This is a genomic window from Pseudomonas sp. GW823-FHT03E05 (assembly GCF_058796855.1).
Window position 1 is genome coordinate 1163355 of the sequence record NZ_JBXAJB010000001.1, and the last position, 14582, is coordinate 1177936.

The 14582-nt window shown below is 63.0% G+C and carries 15 protein-coding genes; 6 read left to right on the forward strand and 9 right to left on the reverse strand.

From position 1 onward, the window contains the following. The 3 genes from AC1RCO_RS05200 to AC1RCO_RS05210 form a co-directional block, all read right to left on the reverse strand. Positions 1-1188 carry an MFS transporter gene (locus AC1RCO_RS05200; protein WP_492617467.1) on the reverse strand — a complete coding sequence of 396 codons (1188 nt, stop codon included), beginning with the start codon at positions 1186-1188 and terminating at the stop codon, positions 1-3. 331 nt (positions 1189-1519) lie between these two features. Further along, on the reverse strand, positions 1520-3106 hold the full coding sequence (locus tag AC1RCO_RS05205; RefSeq protein ID WP_011061394.1) for an ABC-F family ATPase: 1587 nt from the start codon (positions 3104-3106) through the stop codon (positions 1520-1522). 249 nt (positions 3107-3355) lie between these two features. Beyond that, the gene (locus AC1RCO_RS05210) at positions 3356-4090 is read right to left on the reverse strand and encodes an alpha/beta fold hydrolase (RefSeq protein WP_053158645.1); all 735 of its coding nucleotides are present in this window, start codon (positions 4088-4090) and stop codon (positions 3356-3358) included. Positions 4091-4449: 359 nt separating this feature from the next. Here AC1RCO_RS05210 and lpxO point away from each other — a divergent pair, with 359 nt between their 5' ends. From lpxO to AC1RCO_RS05225, 3 genes are all read left to right on the forward strand, one after another. Next, positions 4450-5349, forward strand: a complete 900-nt coding sequence (gene lpxO / locus AC1RCO_RS05215; RefSeq protein ID WP_077934160.1) for a lipid A hydroxylase LpxO — start codon at positions 4450-4452, stop codon at positions 5347-5349. A gap of 222 nt (positions 5350-5571) precedes the next feature. Next, positions 5572-5940: a hypothetical protein gene (locus AC1RCO_RS05220; RefSeq protein WP_492617468.1), complete on the forward strand. Its 369-nt coding sequence runs from the start codon at positions 5572-5574 to the stop codon at positions 5938-5940. A 77-nt stretch (positions 5941-6017) separates the two neighbouring features. Continuing rightward, positions 6018-7169, forward strand: coding sequence for a PQQ-dependent sugar dehydrogenase (locus tag AC1RCO_RS05225; protein ID WP_220222679.1), 1152 nt, complete (start codon positions 6018-6020; stop codon positions 7167-7169). A gap of 184 nt (positions 7170-7353) precedes the next feature. Here the strand turns inward: AC1RCO_RS05225 and AC1RCO_RS05230 are convergent, their stop codons facing one another. After that, a complete protein-coding gene (locus AC1RCO_RS05230; RefSeq protein WP_492617469.1) occupies positions 7354-8460 on the reverse strand; it encodes a peptidase C39 family protein in 1107 nt (368 codons plus the stop codon). A 93-nt stretch (positions 8461-8553) separates the two neighbouring features. On the opposite strand from AC1RCO_RS05230, the gene AC1RCO_RS05235 reads away from it, so the two are divergent. Then, the gene (locus tag AC1RCO_RS05235) at positions 8554-10140 is read left to right on the forward strand and encodes a RimK family alpha-L-glutamate ligase (RefSeq protein ID WP_015635682.1); all 1587 of its coding nucleotides are present in this window, start codon (positions 8554-8556) and stop codon (positions 10138-10140) included. A 6-nt stretch (positions 10141-10146) separates the two neighbouring features. Here the strand turns inward: AC1RCO_RS05235 and map are convergent, their stop codons facing one another. Both map and AC1RCO_RS05245 read right to left on the reverse strand, forming a co-directional pair. Beyond that, a complete protein-coding gene (gene map / locus AC1RCO_RS05240; RefSeq protein ID WP_011061387.1) occupies positions 10147-10911 on the reverse strand; it encodes a type I methionyl aminopeptidase in 765 nt (254 codons plus the stop codon). Continuing rightward, positions 10908-11108, reverse strand: a complete 201-nt coding sequence (locus tag AC1RCO_RS05245) for a ParD-like family protein (protein WP_011061386.1) — start codon at positions 11106-11108, stop codon at positions 10908-10910. Before AC1RCO_RS05245 ends, map begins: the two co-directional genes overlap by 4 nt. A gap of 294 nt (positions 11109-11402) precedes the next feature. On the opposite strand from AC1RCO_RS05245, the gene ilvA reads away from it, so the two are divergent. Next, positions 11403-12440, forward strand: a complete 1038-nt coding sequence (ilvA, locus tag AC1RCO_RS05250) for a threonine ammonia-lyase, biosynthetic (RefSeq protein ID WP_220222676.1) — start codon at positions 11403-11405, stop codon at positions 12438-12440. Positions 12441-12502: 62 nt separating this feature from the next. On the opposite strand, the gene AC1RCO_RS05255 is transcribed toward ilvA, so the two are convergent. Continuing rightward, on the reverse strand, positions 12503-12808 hold the full coding sequence (locus AC1RCO_RS05255; protein WP_011061384.1) for an NIPSNAP family protein: 306 nt from the start codon (positions 12806-12808) through the stop codon (positions 12503-12505). A 27-nt stretch (positions 12809-12835) separates the two neighbouring features. Further along, complete coding sequence (gene eco / locus AC1RCO_RS05260; RefSeq protein WP_015635680.1) at positions 12836-13312, reverse strand: serine protease inhibitor ecotin; 477 nt, start codon at positions 13310-13312, stop codon at positions 12836-12838. Between the two features lie 517 nt (positions 13313-13829). Here eco and AC1RCO_RS05265 point away from each other — a divergent pair. Further along, entirely contained in the window at positions 13830-14093 is a 264-nt protein-coding gene (locus AC1RCO_RS05265; protein WP_011061382.1) for a DUF1652 domain-containing protein, read from the forward strand. Positions 14094-14217: 124 nt separating this feature from the next. Here the strand turns inward: AC1RCO_RS05265 and AC1RCO_RS05270 are convergent, their stop codons facing one another. Further along, positions 14218-14475, reverse strand: coding sequence for a DUF2790 domain-containing protein (locus AC1RCO_RS05270; RefSeq protein ID WP_011061381.1), 258 nt, complete (start codon positions 14473-14475; stop codon positions 14218-14220). Between the last annotated feature and the right edge of the window lie 107 nt (positions 14476-14582).

The following is a 14582-nucleotide window of genomic DNA, read 5'->3' on the forward strand; positions in this document are numbered from 1 at the left end:
TCAGGCGCCGGCCCGGCGCTTGAGCATCAGGGTCAGGCCCAGGCCGGTCAGCGAGAGCAGGGCGGCGCAGAAGAAAATCCACGAATACCCCAGGTTCAACGCCACCGCGCCCATCAACGGCCCGGCGATGGCCAGTGCCAGGTCGAAAAACACCGCATAGGCGCTCAAGCCTGCGCCACGGCTGCTGTTGGGCACTTGCTTGATGGCCTCCACTCCCAGGGCCGGGTACACCAGCGACAGGCCGAAGCCGGTCAACCCGGCCCCCACCAGGGCCCAGCCGGTGGAGGGCGCCAGCCACAGCAGGGCCAGGCCCAGGGTTTCGACGCACATGCAGGCGATGGCCGAACGAAAGCCGCCGAAACGGCTGATGCAGGAGATGAACAGCAGCCGCGAAAAGATAAAGCACACGCCGAACACCGTCAGGCAATAGGCCGCGCCGGTCCAGCCGCGGCTGAGGTAGAACAAGGTGATGAAGGTGGTCAGGGTGCCGTAGCCGATGGAGGCCAGGCTCAGGCTGGCGCCAAAGGGCGCAATGCGCCCGAACACGGCCCAGAACGGCAGGCGCTCGCCGCGAATCACCGGCACCGAAGGCTTGTTGCGGATCAGCAGCAACGCCAGGATCGCCAGGCTCGACAAGGCGATGCCGAGGCTGGTGAAACCGTATTGCTGGACCATCACCACCCCCAACGGTGCACCAATGGCGATAGCGCCGTAGGAGGCAATGCCATTCCAGGAGATAGACCGCGCGGTGTGCTCCGCGCCGACCTGGCCCATGCACCAACTGATGGTGCCGACCCCGATCAGGCCCTGGGCCACCCCCAGCAGCAGGCGCCCGCCCAGCAGCACGGCAAGGCTCAGCAGCGGCCACTGGACGAGCAGCACCGAAACCAGGGTCAGCACCCCGCTGAGCAGAATCCCCAGCAAGCCGTAGATGATCGAACGCTTGGTGCCCACGGTGTCCGACATGCGCCCGGCCATGGGCCGGCTGAGCAGGGTGGCCAGGTATTGCGCGCCAATGGTCAGCCCGGCGACCACCGCGCTGAAGCCCAGCTGTTCGTGGACATAACCTGGCAACACCGCGATCGGCAGGCCGATGCAAAGGAAGGCGATAAAGGTATAGAAGACGATGGAGACGATCTGCAGGGTGATCGCCATGGAGCTTTGAGCGGGCGTTTGTGGCTCGGGCATGAAGGCTCGTTCGCGGGCGGCGGTTAGAGGCCTGCATCATCGCGTGCCGTGAACATAAAAGAAAGCAGGCTAACTATCTATTCCCCGCCCCCGGTAGGTGCTGGCAGGAGCGGTGCAAGTCTTGCGGGCCCGTTCGCCGGCAAGCCGGCTCCTACAGAGGCCTGTGGGTTCGTGCCGGAACTGGCTTGCCAGCGAAGGCGCCCGCCGGGTGATGCAAGGCTGGCGGGCCTTTTCGTCGGCAAGCCGGCACCTGCGAGCGAGGGGGCATACAAAAAAGCCCCGTCACACTGGACGGGGCTTTTTTGTTGTCGCTTACCGCTTGCCGCTGTCTTTAGAACATCACGCCCTGGCTGCGCAGGTAGTCGTCGTAGGTGCCGCTGAAGTCGGTCACGCCGCTTGGGCTCAACTCGATGATGCGGGTGGCCAGGGACGATACGAACTCACGGTCGTGGCTGACGAAGATCAGGGTGCCCGGGTAGTTTTCCAGGGCTAGGTTCAGCGCCTCGATGGATTCCATGTCCAGGTGGTTGGTCGGTTCGTCCATCACCAGCACGTTGGGCTTTTGCAGGATCAGCTTGCCGAACAGCATGCGGCCTTGCTCACCACCGGAAATCACCTTCACCGACTTGAGGATCTCGTCGTTGGAGAACAGCATCCGGCCCAGGGTGCCGCGGATCATCTGTTCGCCCTGGGTCCACTGGCCCATCCAGTCGAACAGGCTGACGTCGTCTTCGAAGTCATGGGCGTGGTCCTGGGCGTAGTAGCCCAGCTCCGCGCTTTCGGTCCATTTCACTGTGCCGGCGTCCGGGGTCAGCTCGCCCACCAGGGTGCGCAGCAGAGTGGTCTTGCCGATGCCGTTGGGGCCGATGATCGCTACGCGCTCGCCGGCCTCGACGGTGAAGCTGAAGTTCTGGAACAGGGTCTTGCCGTCGAAACCCTTGGACATGCGCTCCAGGGTCACCGCCTGGCGGTGCAGTTTCTTGGTCTGTTCGAAGCGGATGAACGGGCTGACGCGGCTAGACGGCTTGACTTCGGCCAGCTGGATCTTGTCGATCTGCTTGGCCCGAGACGTGGCCTGCTTGGCTTTCGAGGCGTTGGCCGAGAAGCGGCTGACGAAGGTCTGCAGCTCGGCGATCTGCGCTTTCTTCTTGGCGTTGTCCGACAGCAACTGCTCGCGGGACTGGGTCGCGGCGATCATGTACTCGTCGTAGTTGCCCGGGAACAGGCGCAGCTCGCCGTAGTCCAGGTCGGCCATGTGGGTGCAGACGCTGTTCAGGAAGTGCCGGTCGTGGGAAATGATGATCATGGTGCTGTTACGCGCCGTGAGAATGTTTTCCAGCCAGCGGATGGTGTTGATGTCCAGGTGGTTGGTCGGTTCGTCCAGCAGCAGCACTTCCGGATCGGAGAACAGCGCCTGGGCCAGCAGAACTCGCAGTTTCCAGCCTGGCGCGACTTCGGTCATCGGGCCGAAATGCTGTTCCAGGGGAATGCCCAGGCCCAGCAGCAGCTCACCGGCGCGGGACTCGGCGGTGTAGCCGTCCATCTCGGCGAATTCGGTTTCCAGCTCGGCCACGGCCATGCCGTCTTCTTCGGTCATTTCCGGCAGCGAGTAGATGCGATCGCGCTCGGCCTTGACCTTCCACAGCTCCTCGTGGCCCATGATCACGGTGTCGATCACGGTGAATTCTTCGTAGGCGAACTGGTCCTGGCGCAGCTTGCCCAGGCGCACGTTCGGTTCCAGCATGACCTGGCCGCCGGACGGCTCGAGGTCGCCACCGAGGATTTTCATGAAGGTCGACTTGCCGCAACCGTTGGCGCCGATCAGGCCGTAGCGGTTGCCGCCGTTGAACTTGACCGAAACGTTCTCGAACAGCGGCTTGGCGCCGAACTGCATGGTGATGTTAGCTGTGGAGATCAATTACTTACCTACCAATGTTTTAGCGCCGACCTTAAATCCACAGGGCGCGATCTGGAGCCTTCCAGGTCGGACCGGTATGGGTGTGGAACTGAGCCAGCGGGCGTACGTCGAGCGCAACATTCCGGCCAAGAGGCCAGGTTGCTGAGCGAAGAGTGCGGGGTGCATGTTGAAATTTGCGCGCATTGTCGCATATGTAAACGAGCAGTTGTATGACACAGGGGCAGGGATTTTAGCGCGGGCAGACGATGCTCAACCCCTGACGGGCATGGCAGCCGCTTCCAGCAGGTCGTTCAGGAAGTGCTGCAATTGCGCCGCTGCCGCGGCCGGCGCGGCCTGGAGCAGGCAGTGGGGCGCCTCGATCTCCACCAGCCGGGCGTCGCTGCGCAGCTGCCGGACCAGGGCCGAAGCCGATGGGGGCACCAAGCGATCCTGGCGGGCCCGCAGGTACAGCAGCGGCACCCGGCTGGCAGCCAGGGCCTGGCGTACATCCACGGCGATCACCGCCTGCAACCGGGCCTGCAGTACCTGCGGCGCCACCTGGGCGATCGCCGCCGCCAGTGCCTGACGCAGTGCCGGGGTGGAAAAGCCGCCCAGCAGCAGGGCATCCATGGGCCAGAACGGCAGGCGCTGCACCGGCAGTACCTTGAGCAGGGGCTGCAAAGGCGCAAGGCGCGGGCGCGGATTGCGTACAAAGCTGCTGCACAGCACCAGGCCCATCAGCCCTTCGGGATTGCGGGCGGCCACGCTCACCGCCACCGGGCCGGAAAAGGACTCGCCCAGCAGGATGAATCGCCGGTTCGTCGGCAGTTGCGCCATCACCCGCTCCACCAGGGCCGGGTAGCCCAGGGGCTGATCGCCGGGATAATGCAAGACCTGTACCGGCCAATGCTGGCCCAAGGCCTGGAGCAGCGGCTCGAACAGGGTGCCGGTGCCATCCATGCCCGGCAGCAGCACCAGGGTTGGCGGGAGATTGGGGTCGATCAAGTCGGGAATCCTTGCCGAAGAGGAGAGGGCAGCGGCGCGCAGGATACCTCGGCAAGGCCCGGCAACACAGTCCCTTGCGGGTCGCTACCGGCACCGAGCGGCTTTTGTTGAGCTGAATCAACAGCCGGCGCAATACCCGCATCTTTCAACGAAAGGAGCGCAGCTTTTAACAAATATGAGTTAACCATTGGTTACAAACTGTGGCTAAAATGCCAGCCGACGGCCAGATGCCGAGGGTCGAACCTGCGACGAAGAGTGTCGCCGGTTACGCTTTTTTCAACTCAGACGCTGCAATTTTCCTTTGGCCTTCCGGGCTTTCAGAGGCGCAGCATGTTCTCTTCTGACGTGTGACGATTTCCGTGAAACTCATCATTGCCGCTGTATACGTTTTATCCATTGCGTACGTACACCTGCGGGGGCGCGTGCGCCATAAACTGGGCCGCCAGCTCAGTGATCACTCGACCTTCCTGGCGCCCATCAACTGCTTCCTCTATCTGTTCTCCAAGTACCCCAACCGGCCGTACCTGGACCCGGCCGACTTCCCGGAGATGAACAAGCTGCAGGAACACTGGGAAGAGATCCGTGCCGAAGGCCAGAGCCTGCTGCAGGCCGGCGAGATCAAGCGCTCGGACCAGTACAACGATGTGGGTTTCAACTCCTTCTTCAAGACCGGCTGGAAACGCTTCTACCTGAAGTGGTACGGCGACAGTCACCCTTCGGCGATGAAGCTGTGCCCACGCACCACCGAGCTGGTGCAGAGTATCGGTTCGATCAAGGCTGCGATGTTCGCCGAGCTGCCGCCTGGTTCGCGCCTGGTTCGTCACCGCGACCCTTATGCCGGTTCCTATCGCTACCACCTGGGTCTTTCCACGCCGAACAACGAAGGCTGCTTCATCGAGGTCGACGGTGAGCGTTATCACTGGCGCGACGGCGAAGCGGTGATGTTCGACGAGACCTACATTCACTACGCGGAAAACACCACCGAGCAGAACCGCATCATTCTGTTCTGCGATGTCGAGCGGCCGATGAAGTACCGCTGGGCCGCTGCGTTCAATGGCTGGTTCAGCCGTACCGTGATGTCCGCCGCCGGCGCGCCCAACGATGCCGGTGACAAGACGGGTGGCCTGAACCGTGCCTTCAACAAGCTGTACAAGATCCGCCTGCGGGGCAAAGAACTGAAAAAGCGCAACCGCGCGCGCTACTACCTGGAAAAGTGGGCGATCTTCGCTGCACTGCTGTTGCTGTTCATCTACATCTGACGTTGCTCCCCCGCGGTGTAGGAGCGGGCTTGCCGGCGAACGCATCCTTGAGCCAGAGGCATGGCCAAAGGGCCCGTTCGCAGGCCAGCCAGCGCTTGCAGATGAAGGCACCGTGGATACCGGGTGTTACATGTTCTGAAGGATTATTTAGTTAACAAAGCCGAACCCTGGGCGTAGCGTGGAATCGTATTCGATACCTTGTCGCTCCTCAGGAGGCTTTTCATGAACGGTCTGGCTCGCGGGTTTGCCGCACTCATCGCGCTGGTCTGGACCAGCGGCGCCGCCTGGGCTGGCGCCCCTGAAGCACCTCCCCCCCATCAACACCCCCTGCAATTGGCGCAGAACCTGCCCAGCAGCGGCAACAACGACCCCTACAGCAACCCCATCCGTCGCGCCAACCCCAACAGCATGCAGGGCACCCAACCCAGCAGCCCGCCCGTGCGCGGCCCCAGCACCGCTCCGACCGGTCGCCCGCCAACCCTTGAGAACGGTGGCATCGGCAATGGCTACCCGCGTCGCGGGGTGCAGCGACCCAACCCTGATCCCCGGGTGCAAAGCCCCCGCGACAGCGATCCCGGCAACCGGCGCTGAAGCACTGTCCTGCCACCCTGGCGGCAGGTGCGAAACCTGCTACCGAGGATTTTCTCGATCGACAAAAGGAAGCGAGCATGTTGCGTAAAACCCTTATCGCCACCTTGTGCTCCAGCGTCTTGCTGGGCAGTGCCGTGCCCGCCATGGCCGCCACACCCCAGGCTTTTCCCAGTGAACAGGGCACGCTGAACCTGACTCCGGTGGCTGCCGGCCTTGACCATCCCTGGGCCCTGGCATTCCTGCCGGACCGCCAGGGCATTCTGGTGACCGAGCGCCCGGGCAACCTGCGGCTGGTCGGCGCGGACGGCAAGCTTTCGGCGCCCCTGAGCGGGGTGCCCAAGGTCTGGGCCAAGGGCCAGGGCGGCTTGCTGGATGTGGCGCTGTCGCCGGACTTCAAGCAGGACCGCATGGTGTATCTGTCCTATGCCGAAGGTGGCGGCGCGGGCGGGACTGCCGGCACCGCCGTGGGCCGTGGCCGTTTGAGCGATGACCTGAGCGGGCTCAAGGATTTCCAGGTGATCTTCCGGCAGGAACCCAAGCTGTCCACGGGCAATCACTTCGGTTCGCGGCTGGTGTTCGACCGCGACGGCTACCTGTTCGTGACCCTGGGTGAAAACAACGACCGGCCCACCGCCCAGGACCTGGACAAGCTCCAGGGCAAGATCGTGCGCCTGTACCCGGATGGTCGGGTGCCGGATGACAACCCTTTCGTCGGCCAGGCCGGGGTGCGCCCGGAGATCTGGAGCTACGGCCACCGCAACCCCCAGGGGGCGGCGTTCAACCCCTGGAGCGGCACCCTCTGGGAGAACGAACACGGGCCCAAGGGTGGCGACGAGATCAATATCATCGAGCGCGGCAAGAACTACGGCTGGCCTCTGGCGACCCACGGCATCAACTATTCCGGCCAGCCGATCCCCGAGGCCGTGGGCCAGACCGCGCCCGGCACCGTGGCGCCGCACCATGTGTGGGAGAAGTCCCCCGGCATCAGCGGCATGGCCTTCTATGACAGCGACCGCTTCAAGCCCTGGCAGCACAACGTGTTCATTGGCGCCCTGGCCAGCCAGGAGCTGATCCGGCTGCAGTTCAACGGTGATCGGGTCGAGCACGAGGAACGCCTGCTGGGCGGGCTCAAGGCGCGTATTCGTGATGTGCGCCAGGGCCCGGACGGCTACCTCTACATCCTCACCGACGAGGACCAGGGCACGCTGTACAAAGTCGGCCTGCAATAGCCCCGGGCTCCCTTGCAGGCGCCGACAGGGGCCGCGCAAGGCTTGCGGGCCTCTTCGCCGGCAAGCCGGCTCCTACGGGGGGCGGCTGCGAGGCGTATCTGGCTGCTGTAGGAGCTGGCTTGCCAGCCAAGGCGCTGGCAGGGGCCGCGCAAGGCTGCGGGCCTTTTCGCCGGCAAGCCGGCTCCTACGGGTGGGCGCGCGCGGGGAAGAGGATCACCGCGGCGCGCAGTTTGCTGCTGCCGAAACTGCACATCTTGGCGAACTCGCCGTGACTCACCGGCAGGTGCTGGCAGTCCAGGGGCTGGCGGTGCTGGCTGTGATCGACCTCCGGGTCGTGGAGGTAGACGAAGTCCTGGTCGCAGTCGGTGACTATCACCCAGTGCGGCGCCTTGGAGCGGGTCAGGCGATAGCTGCTGATCAGCACCAGGGGCTGGCCGCCTTCACGCAACAGGCCGGGCAGGTCCAGCGGCCCGCCGAGCACCTGATGCACTTCGCTGGCATCCAGTTCCTTGCAGAACTCATCGTGGACCAGGCGCATGACGTCCTTTTTATGTTCGTCGCGCACGCCGTTGAGAAACAGCGGCCCGCTGCTGTTGACCTGCAAGCGCACGGCAAAACCGCGGCGCCAGGCCGCCAGGGCCAGGCCCTGGGGGCTGCAGCCACCATGGCCCGAGGTCATGAAGACGGTGGTGGCTTCACGCCAGATCTGCAGTTCCTCCCGACGCTCCAGGGGCCGTGAAGGTTGCAGGGCGCCCATGGCCATCAGCAGGCAGGCGGGGCCGCAGGTGAAGTCGGTGGTCTGTTGGTAGTAGGGCACGCGGATGCTGCGGGTCTCGCGGTGCTGGAGGATGCGTTTTTCCAGGCGCAGGGCGTCGGCGTGGTCCTGGTAATAGTCGGGGACCAGGGCGAAGCGCCGGTAGCCGTTGCGCTCGTACAAGGCGATGGCCGCAGGGTTGTCGGTGCGTACCTCCAGGCGCAGGTAGGCGCAGTCATGGGTCAGGGCACAGGCCTCCATGCGTTGCAGCAGGCGCTTGCCCAGCCCCAGGCCCCGGGCGCTTTCGGCGATGGCCAGGGAATACAGGCGCGCCAGGGAGGTGCCGCGATGAAACAGCACCAGGGCATACCCCAGCACCTGCGCCTGCTGTTCGGCCACCAGCAGCTGCCCATGGGCGCGGCTGATCATCCACTGGAAGCTGCGCGGGGTCAGCCGGTCGCTGGTGAAACATTGCTCTTCCAGCGCCACCAGCGCCGGCAAGTCCTCGAGGGTTGCAGTGCGAAAGACAAGATCCATATGACCGCCGTAAAAGTTGCGTAATGAAACGAGACTTCAAAAAAAGTTCGTGCTTAATAGAAAGGGTCAGGTTCTTCAGCGAGAGCGAACTTTATGTCAGCGGTACAAGGTCATTGGCGAGAAGTATCCGGGCAAAGTTTGCCGGCGACAATCACTTCCTCAACTAATATTGCCCGGCTGGACAAAACCTCAAGCCAGGTAATCATTATTGTCGAACGCAAGGAAGACTGGGCCTCGTACTTTCCCAGCGACGACATCCTCACGGCCCAGGAGTACCTCGAACACAGCCGCGAAAGCGCGCCCGGCAAGCGCGTCCAGGTGATCAACCTGTGCCGCAGCTACAAGTACCTGGGGCATGGCTACTATTGCTCGCTATTGGCTGAAGCCCGCGGCCACCGGGTGATTCCCTCGGTGCGCACCATCAGCGAACTGACCCGCAAGGCGCTTTACGGGTTGGCCCTGGATGATCTCGACAAGAGCCTGGAAAAGGCCCTGAGCAATCATCTTTACCGCGATACCGAAGGCTTTACGCTGACCCTCTACTTCGGTCGAACTCATATAGAGCCCTTGCAGGAATTGGCTCGGCAATTATTTGAACTCTTCCCTTGTCCGATCCTGTTAGTTGATTTCAAGCGAACTAACAGTTGGCACATCGAAGGCGTCAAGTCGGGGGCGCTGCATAAGTTGCGCGAAGATCAGGAAGATCAGTTCGCCAACTCCCTGGACAGTTTCAGCCGCAAGGTCTGGCGGGTTCCGCGCTCCCGGCAAGTGGCCCGTTATGACTTGGCCATTCTCCATGATCCCCAGGAACTGCTGCCGCCTTCCAACCCTCGGGCGCTGGAGAGTTTCATTCGCGTGGGCAAGGGCCTGGGCATCGATGTGGAACTGATCGAGAAGAAGGACTATTCGCGGCTGGCCGAATATGACGCGCTGCTGATCCGCGAGACCACCAGCGTCGACAACCACACCTACCGTTTTGCCAAGAAGGCCGAGAGCGAAGGGCTGGTGGTGATGGACGACCCGGCGTCGATCCTGCGCTGCACCAACAAGGTCTACCTCAGCGACCTGCTCAAGGGCCATCAACTGGGCATGCCCGCCACCGAGATTCTCTACAAGGAGCGACCGCAGGATTTCGAACGGGTCGGCGAGCGCCTGGGTTTTCCCCTGGTGCTGAAGATCCCCGACGGCTGTTTTTCCCGCGGAGTGATCAAGGTCGAGAGCCAGCAGGCCTTGATGGAAGCCACCGCCGAGCTGTTCGAGCACTCGGTACTGCTGCTGGCCCAGGAGTTCTTCTACACCGAGTACGACTGGCGCATCGGCGTGCTCAACCGCAAACCGATCTTTGCCTGCCAGTACTTCATGTCCAAGGGCCATTGGCAGATCTACAACCACAAGGCCAAGGGCCAGGACATCAACGGCGAGTGCCGCACCCTGGCGATCCACGAAGCGCCCCGGGCGGTGGTGGATCTGGCGGTGAAGACCGCCAACCTGATCGGCGACGGCCTGTACGGCGTCGATCTCAAGCAGTCCGGCGACAAGGTGGTGGTGATCGAGGTCAACGACAACCCCAACCTCGACGCCGGCATCGAGGATGCCTACCTGCAGGACGATCTCTATGCCCTGGTGCTGGAGGAGTTTGTCCGCCGCCTGGAGCTCAAGCGGCGCGGCCAGGCCTGGTAGGGGCCTTCATTGCGGTTGCAGGGTCAGCACCTCGAAGCCGTCCCGGGTCACCGCCACCGTGTGTTCCCACTGGGCCGAGAGGCCGTTGTCGCGGGTGACCACGGTCCAGCCATCCTTGAGCCCGCGGACCCGGGCGCTGCCCTGGTTGAGCATCGGCTCGATGGTGAAGACCATGCCCTCGCGCAGCTCCAGGCCGGTACCGGGGCGACCGAAGTGGAGGATTTGCGGCTCTTCGTGCATCTGCCGGCCGATGCCATGGCCGCAGTATTCACGGACCACGCTGTAGCCCTTGGCTTCGGCATGGGCCTGGATGGCATGGCCGATATCGCCCAGCCGGGCGCCGGGGCGCACCACCTTGATCGCCGCCCACATGGCCTCGAAGGTGGTGTCCACCAGGCGCCGGGCCTTGGGCCCGACAGTGCCGATCAGGTACATCTTGCTGGAGTCGGCGATGTAGCCGTTCTTCTCCAGGGTGATGTCGATATTGATGATGTCACCGTCCTTGAGCACGGCCTTGGGGTGGGGCATGCCGTGGCACACCACCTCGTTGATCGAGGTGTTGATGCAGTAGGGGTAGTTGTACTGGCCCTTGCTGGCCGGGCGCGCCTTGAGTTCATGGCGGATCAGGTGTTCCACCGCGGCGTCCAGCTCCAGGGTGGACAGGCCGGGGGCGACAAAACCGTCGAGATAGGTGAACACCTGGGCCAGCAGCCGCCCGGCTTCGCGCATCAGCGCCAGTTGTTCCGGGGTCTTGATCAGGGCCTGGGTCATGCGCGCCCCCTGAGCAGGTCGGGCTTGTTCAGCAACAGCTTGTTGATCAGGTCGTTGTAGGCCAGGTGAGGGTTGAGTTCGGCCAGCAGGCCGATCTTCATCCAGAACTCGGCCTGGGCGTTGATCGAGCGGTCCATGGCGGCGCTGGCCACGCGGATCTGCTCGTGCAGTTCATCGGAGATCTTGACGATGCCCATGGGGGCCTCCCTTGAGGAAATATACGAATCATATATGTTTCGTATATTGAGCTTCAAGCCACGGTGCCCAATGACAGACGTCGCCGTTCAAGGAGGCCGGGAAAAAAGCGTTGACCGGACCCTGCTGGCGCGAGTAATTTCCAGCCCATGACTTTCCCTGCATATCGTTCCCAGCCAAGCATTATTACCGCCATTCCTTATTGGCGGGCTTGCTGACGACTGCACCCAACCCGCCCTGGAGGCGGGTTTTTTCTCTCTGTCTCCCGGGCTTCGTACACAGCCAGGAGATCCACCATGAGTCGCCCCAGCCGTCCTGCTACCCCCCAGCCCAGTGCCGACATGGCGTTGCTGGAGCGCTACGTGAAGATGATTCTTGCGGCGCCGGTCTACGACTTGGCGATCCGTACGCCGTTGCAGGCGGCGCCGGCGCTGTCCGAGCGGCTGGGCAATCAGATCCTGCTCAAGCGCGAAGACCTGCAACCGACCTTTTCCTTCAAGATCCGTGGCGCCTACAACCGCCTGGCGCACCTCACCCCGGAGCAGAAGCTGCGCGGAGTGGTCACCGCGTCCGCCGGCAATCATGCCCAGGGCGTGGCGCTGGCGGCGCGGGAGCTGGGGATCAAGGCAAGCATCGTGATGCCCGCCAGCACCCCGGAACTCAAGGTGCTGGGGGTGCGCAGCCGCGGCGCCGAGGCGATCCTGCATGGCCAGAGCTTTCCCTTCGCCCTGGAGCATGCCCTGGATCTGGCCCAACGCACCGGCAGTACCTTTGTTTCACCCTTTGATGATCCCCATGTGATTGCCGGGCAAGGCACCGTGGCCATGGAGATCCTGCGCCAGCAGCAGGGCGAACTGGACGCGATCTTCGTTCCGGTCGGCGGTGGCGGGCTGATCGCCGGGATCGCCGCCTATGTCAAATACCTACGGCCACAGATCCGCATCGTTGGTGTCGAGTCCGAACATTCCAACTGTCTGCAACAGGCTCTGGCGGCAGGGCAGCGGGTGGTGCTGCCTGAAGTGGGAACCTTTGCCGACGGTGTTGCGGTGGCACAGATCGGTGAGCATGGTTTCCAGATCTGCCGGCATCACGTGGATCAAGTGATCAGCGTCAGCAATGACCAGCTGTGTGCGGCGATCAAGGACATCTACGACGATACCCGCTCCATCACCGAGCCCTCGGGCGCCCTGGCGGTGGCGGGCATCAAGGAATACGTGGCGCAAAGCGGCGTCCGCGGCCAGACCCTGGTGGCGATCGACTCGGGGGCCAACATCAACTTTGACAGCCTGCGCCACGTCGCCGAACGCGCCGCCCTGAGCAACGCCGCCTTGTAGGAACAGACCTGCCAGCGAAGGCGTCCTGCACAGCGATGCAAGCTTCACCGGCAAGCCGGCTCCTACGACAGCAGAGGGCGCATGAAGCTGCGTTCGTAGCTGAGGATGAAGCGCTTTTGCACCACCGCCGCTACCAGGGCCACGCTTTCCGGGTCACTGAGGGCGCTCTGGCGGTAGGCTTCGTAGTCCGCCAGGGAAGGAAAGCTGAACAGGCAGTAGGCGATATTGCTGGCACCTTCGGAGGGCAGGAAATAGCCGTGGTGGGTGCCGCCCAGCCGCCTCACCACCGCGATCCAGGCCTTGGAGTAGGCTTCGAACTCGGCCAGTTGGTAGGGGTCGATCACGTATTTGACATGGCAGGTAATCAAGGGCGGCACTCCGGCTGGGGGGATGGCTTATTCCTGGCGGGCGTTTTCTGTCTTGTCCGCGGCGCTCCACAGGCGGTAGCGCACTTCCACGTCCTTGGGCGCGTAGATCACGATCGGCAGCTTGCTGTTGTAGCGCAAGACGAAGCCGTCACCGGTCACCGGGACGAAATCCTCGCGGGTCTTGCCGTCGGGGCAGGCCATCCGCGTACTTATCGGGCCGCTGACCTGGTCCAGGCGGTAGTAGGGATAACCCCAGCCTTCGAGGTTCTTCTCTAGCAGTTTGCCGCCCAGGCGCTGCAGGTTGCAGTCCACGGTGAGGGTCTTGCCGGCGAGGATCTCGACCTTGTAGCGGTCTTCGTGCTGTTGCTTGGGCAGGTGGATGACCTGGCGGGTGAAGCCGTCTTCGGCCTTGGGGTAGGGTGCGGTGTCTTCGAGCTTGGCGGCAAAGGCCTGGGCGCAGAGAGCCGAAAGCAGGGTGACGCTGGCAAGGGGGAGCAGACGCATGAAGCCTCCTGGCTGATTGAAAGCGCGATACACCCGTTTGAGTGGGCGCCTTGGGGAAAGTCCGGCCCGGGCATTCTGACCGGCGCCCGAGGCGCAATGCAAACGTCCTGGGTAGCAGGGCATTTTGCAAGGCCAACTGCCTGCTTTCTTGCACTTTGCACGGCTGCTCGTACGCCGCGTGCCGATTTCGCAGGGCCCTGTGGCGCTGCCGGCCAGGCACGTTTCCTGCTGCCTTATCAATCAGGCCCGCGATTGAGCAAAACCTTGAAACAAGACCAGTTGCACGCAAATGGAGGGATAGGCCGGCGGCCGGTATGGGCTGGCATCCAACCAAGCGAAAAACCCCGGTGCTCAGAGCGAAATCGAATTTAGCAGCCTCGGGAAAGCGGCTTAGTCTGTAGCTTGGCTCCGTCTGCAAGGATCAAGACCGGGCCCGGATCACTACCGAACACGGACGTCATTGTTGTCAGGTTGTTTGCCTATTGATTGGCCGTCTCGAACAAAGGAGAGAGTCGCCATGTTTCTATCTGCCCTTGAACTGCGAAATATCATTGAAAGCAGCTTTCTGCCCAAACGCTGCCAATGCACCCTAAGCCCCGACCTGTCGATGACCGTGAAGGTCTTCGGCGACCATCAAACCGACCGGGTCGATCTGGTGGTTACCGGCATCGATGCCTCGCAGCTCAACGGCTGTCGGGAAATCAACGAGCTGATTGCCGAATTGCGCTACGACCTGGCGCACAACCCTCGCCAGGTTGCCCCTCTGCGGCGTGCATTCTAGGCGCCTTCGGGAGTAGGGAATTCAACAGCGGGGCCGCCAGGCCGCCGCGAAACCCGGCTTGCCGATCGGCACCGGGCGTGATGAGGGGCCGCAGCGCGGCCCCGTGTGAGCGTGTTGCACAGCCTCAATTATCGGTGGTGCACGCATCCGACATCTTTCTGTAGGTGATTTCCTCGGGCTTGCCCTGGTTGTCGATGAACTTCATGTCGGCGGTGATCACTTTGCACTCCTGGGTCGCAGGTTCGGTCATCGAGATCACTTTGCCCACATGCAGCGGCATTCCATAGTGGTAGGGCACGGCGGTGGTGCTGTCTGCCTGGGCGAGGCCACTGAGGGCACTCAACAGCAGGGCGGTGGCAGTCAAACCGATACGCAGGTTCATGGCAATTCTCCGATGCAGGCTACGTCAGTTCCGCGCCAATCAGGCGTTAGAACTTGCCGCGCAGCGCTTCAGATTGTTCTGAGCTAGCGCGGTCAATGACACTTTTA

Coding starts and splice junctions, on each gene's coding strand:
- AC1RCO_RS05245 (WP_011061386.1), bottom strand. CDS start 11,108: ATGGGCATCGTCAAGATCTCCGATGAACTGCACGAGCAGATCCGCGTG.
- AC1RCO_RS05225 (WP_220222679.1), top strand. CDS start 6,018: ATGTTGCGTAAAACCCTTATCGCCACCTTGTGCTCCAGCGTCTTGCTG.
- AC1RCO_RS05270 (WP_011061381.1), bottom strand. CDS start 14,475: ATGAACCTGCGTATCGGTTTGACTGCCACCGCCCTGCTGTTGAGTGCC.
- ilvA (WP_220222676.1), top strand. CDS start 11,403: ATGAGTCGCCCCAGCCGTCCTGCTACCCCCCAGCCCAGTGCCGACATG.
- AC1RCO_RS05235 (WP_015635682.1), top strand. CDS start 8,554: ATGTCAGCGGTACAAGGTCATTGGCGAGAAGTATCCGGGCAAAGTTTG.
- eco (WP_015635680.1), bottom strand. CDS start 13,312: ATGCGTCTGCTCCCCCTTGCCAGCGTCACCCTGCTTTCGGCTCTCTGC.
- map (WP_011061387.1), bottom strand. CDS start 10,911: ATGACCCAGGCCCTGATCAAGACCCCGGAACAACTGGCGCTGATGCGC.
- AC1RCO_RS05265 (WP_011061382.1), top strand. CDS start 13,830: ATGTTTCTATCTGCCCTTGAACTGCGAAATATCATTGAAAGCAGCTTT.
- AC1RCO_RS05230 (WP_492617469.1), bottom strand. CDS start 8,460: ATGGATCTTGTCTTTCGCACTGCAACCCTCGAGGACTTGCCGGCGCTG.
- AC1RCO_RS05200 (WP_492617467.1), bottom strand. CDS start 1,188: ATGCCCGAGCCACAAACGCCCGCTCAAAGCTCCATGGCGATCACCCTG.
- AC1RCO_RS05220 (WP_492617468.1), top strand. CDS start 5,572: ATGAACGGTCTGGCTCGCGGGTTTGCCGCACTCATCGCGCTGGTCTGG.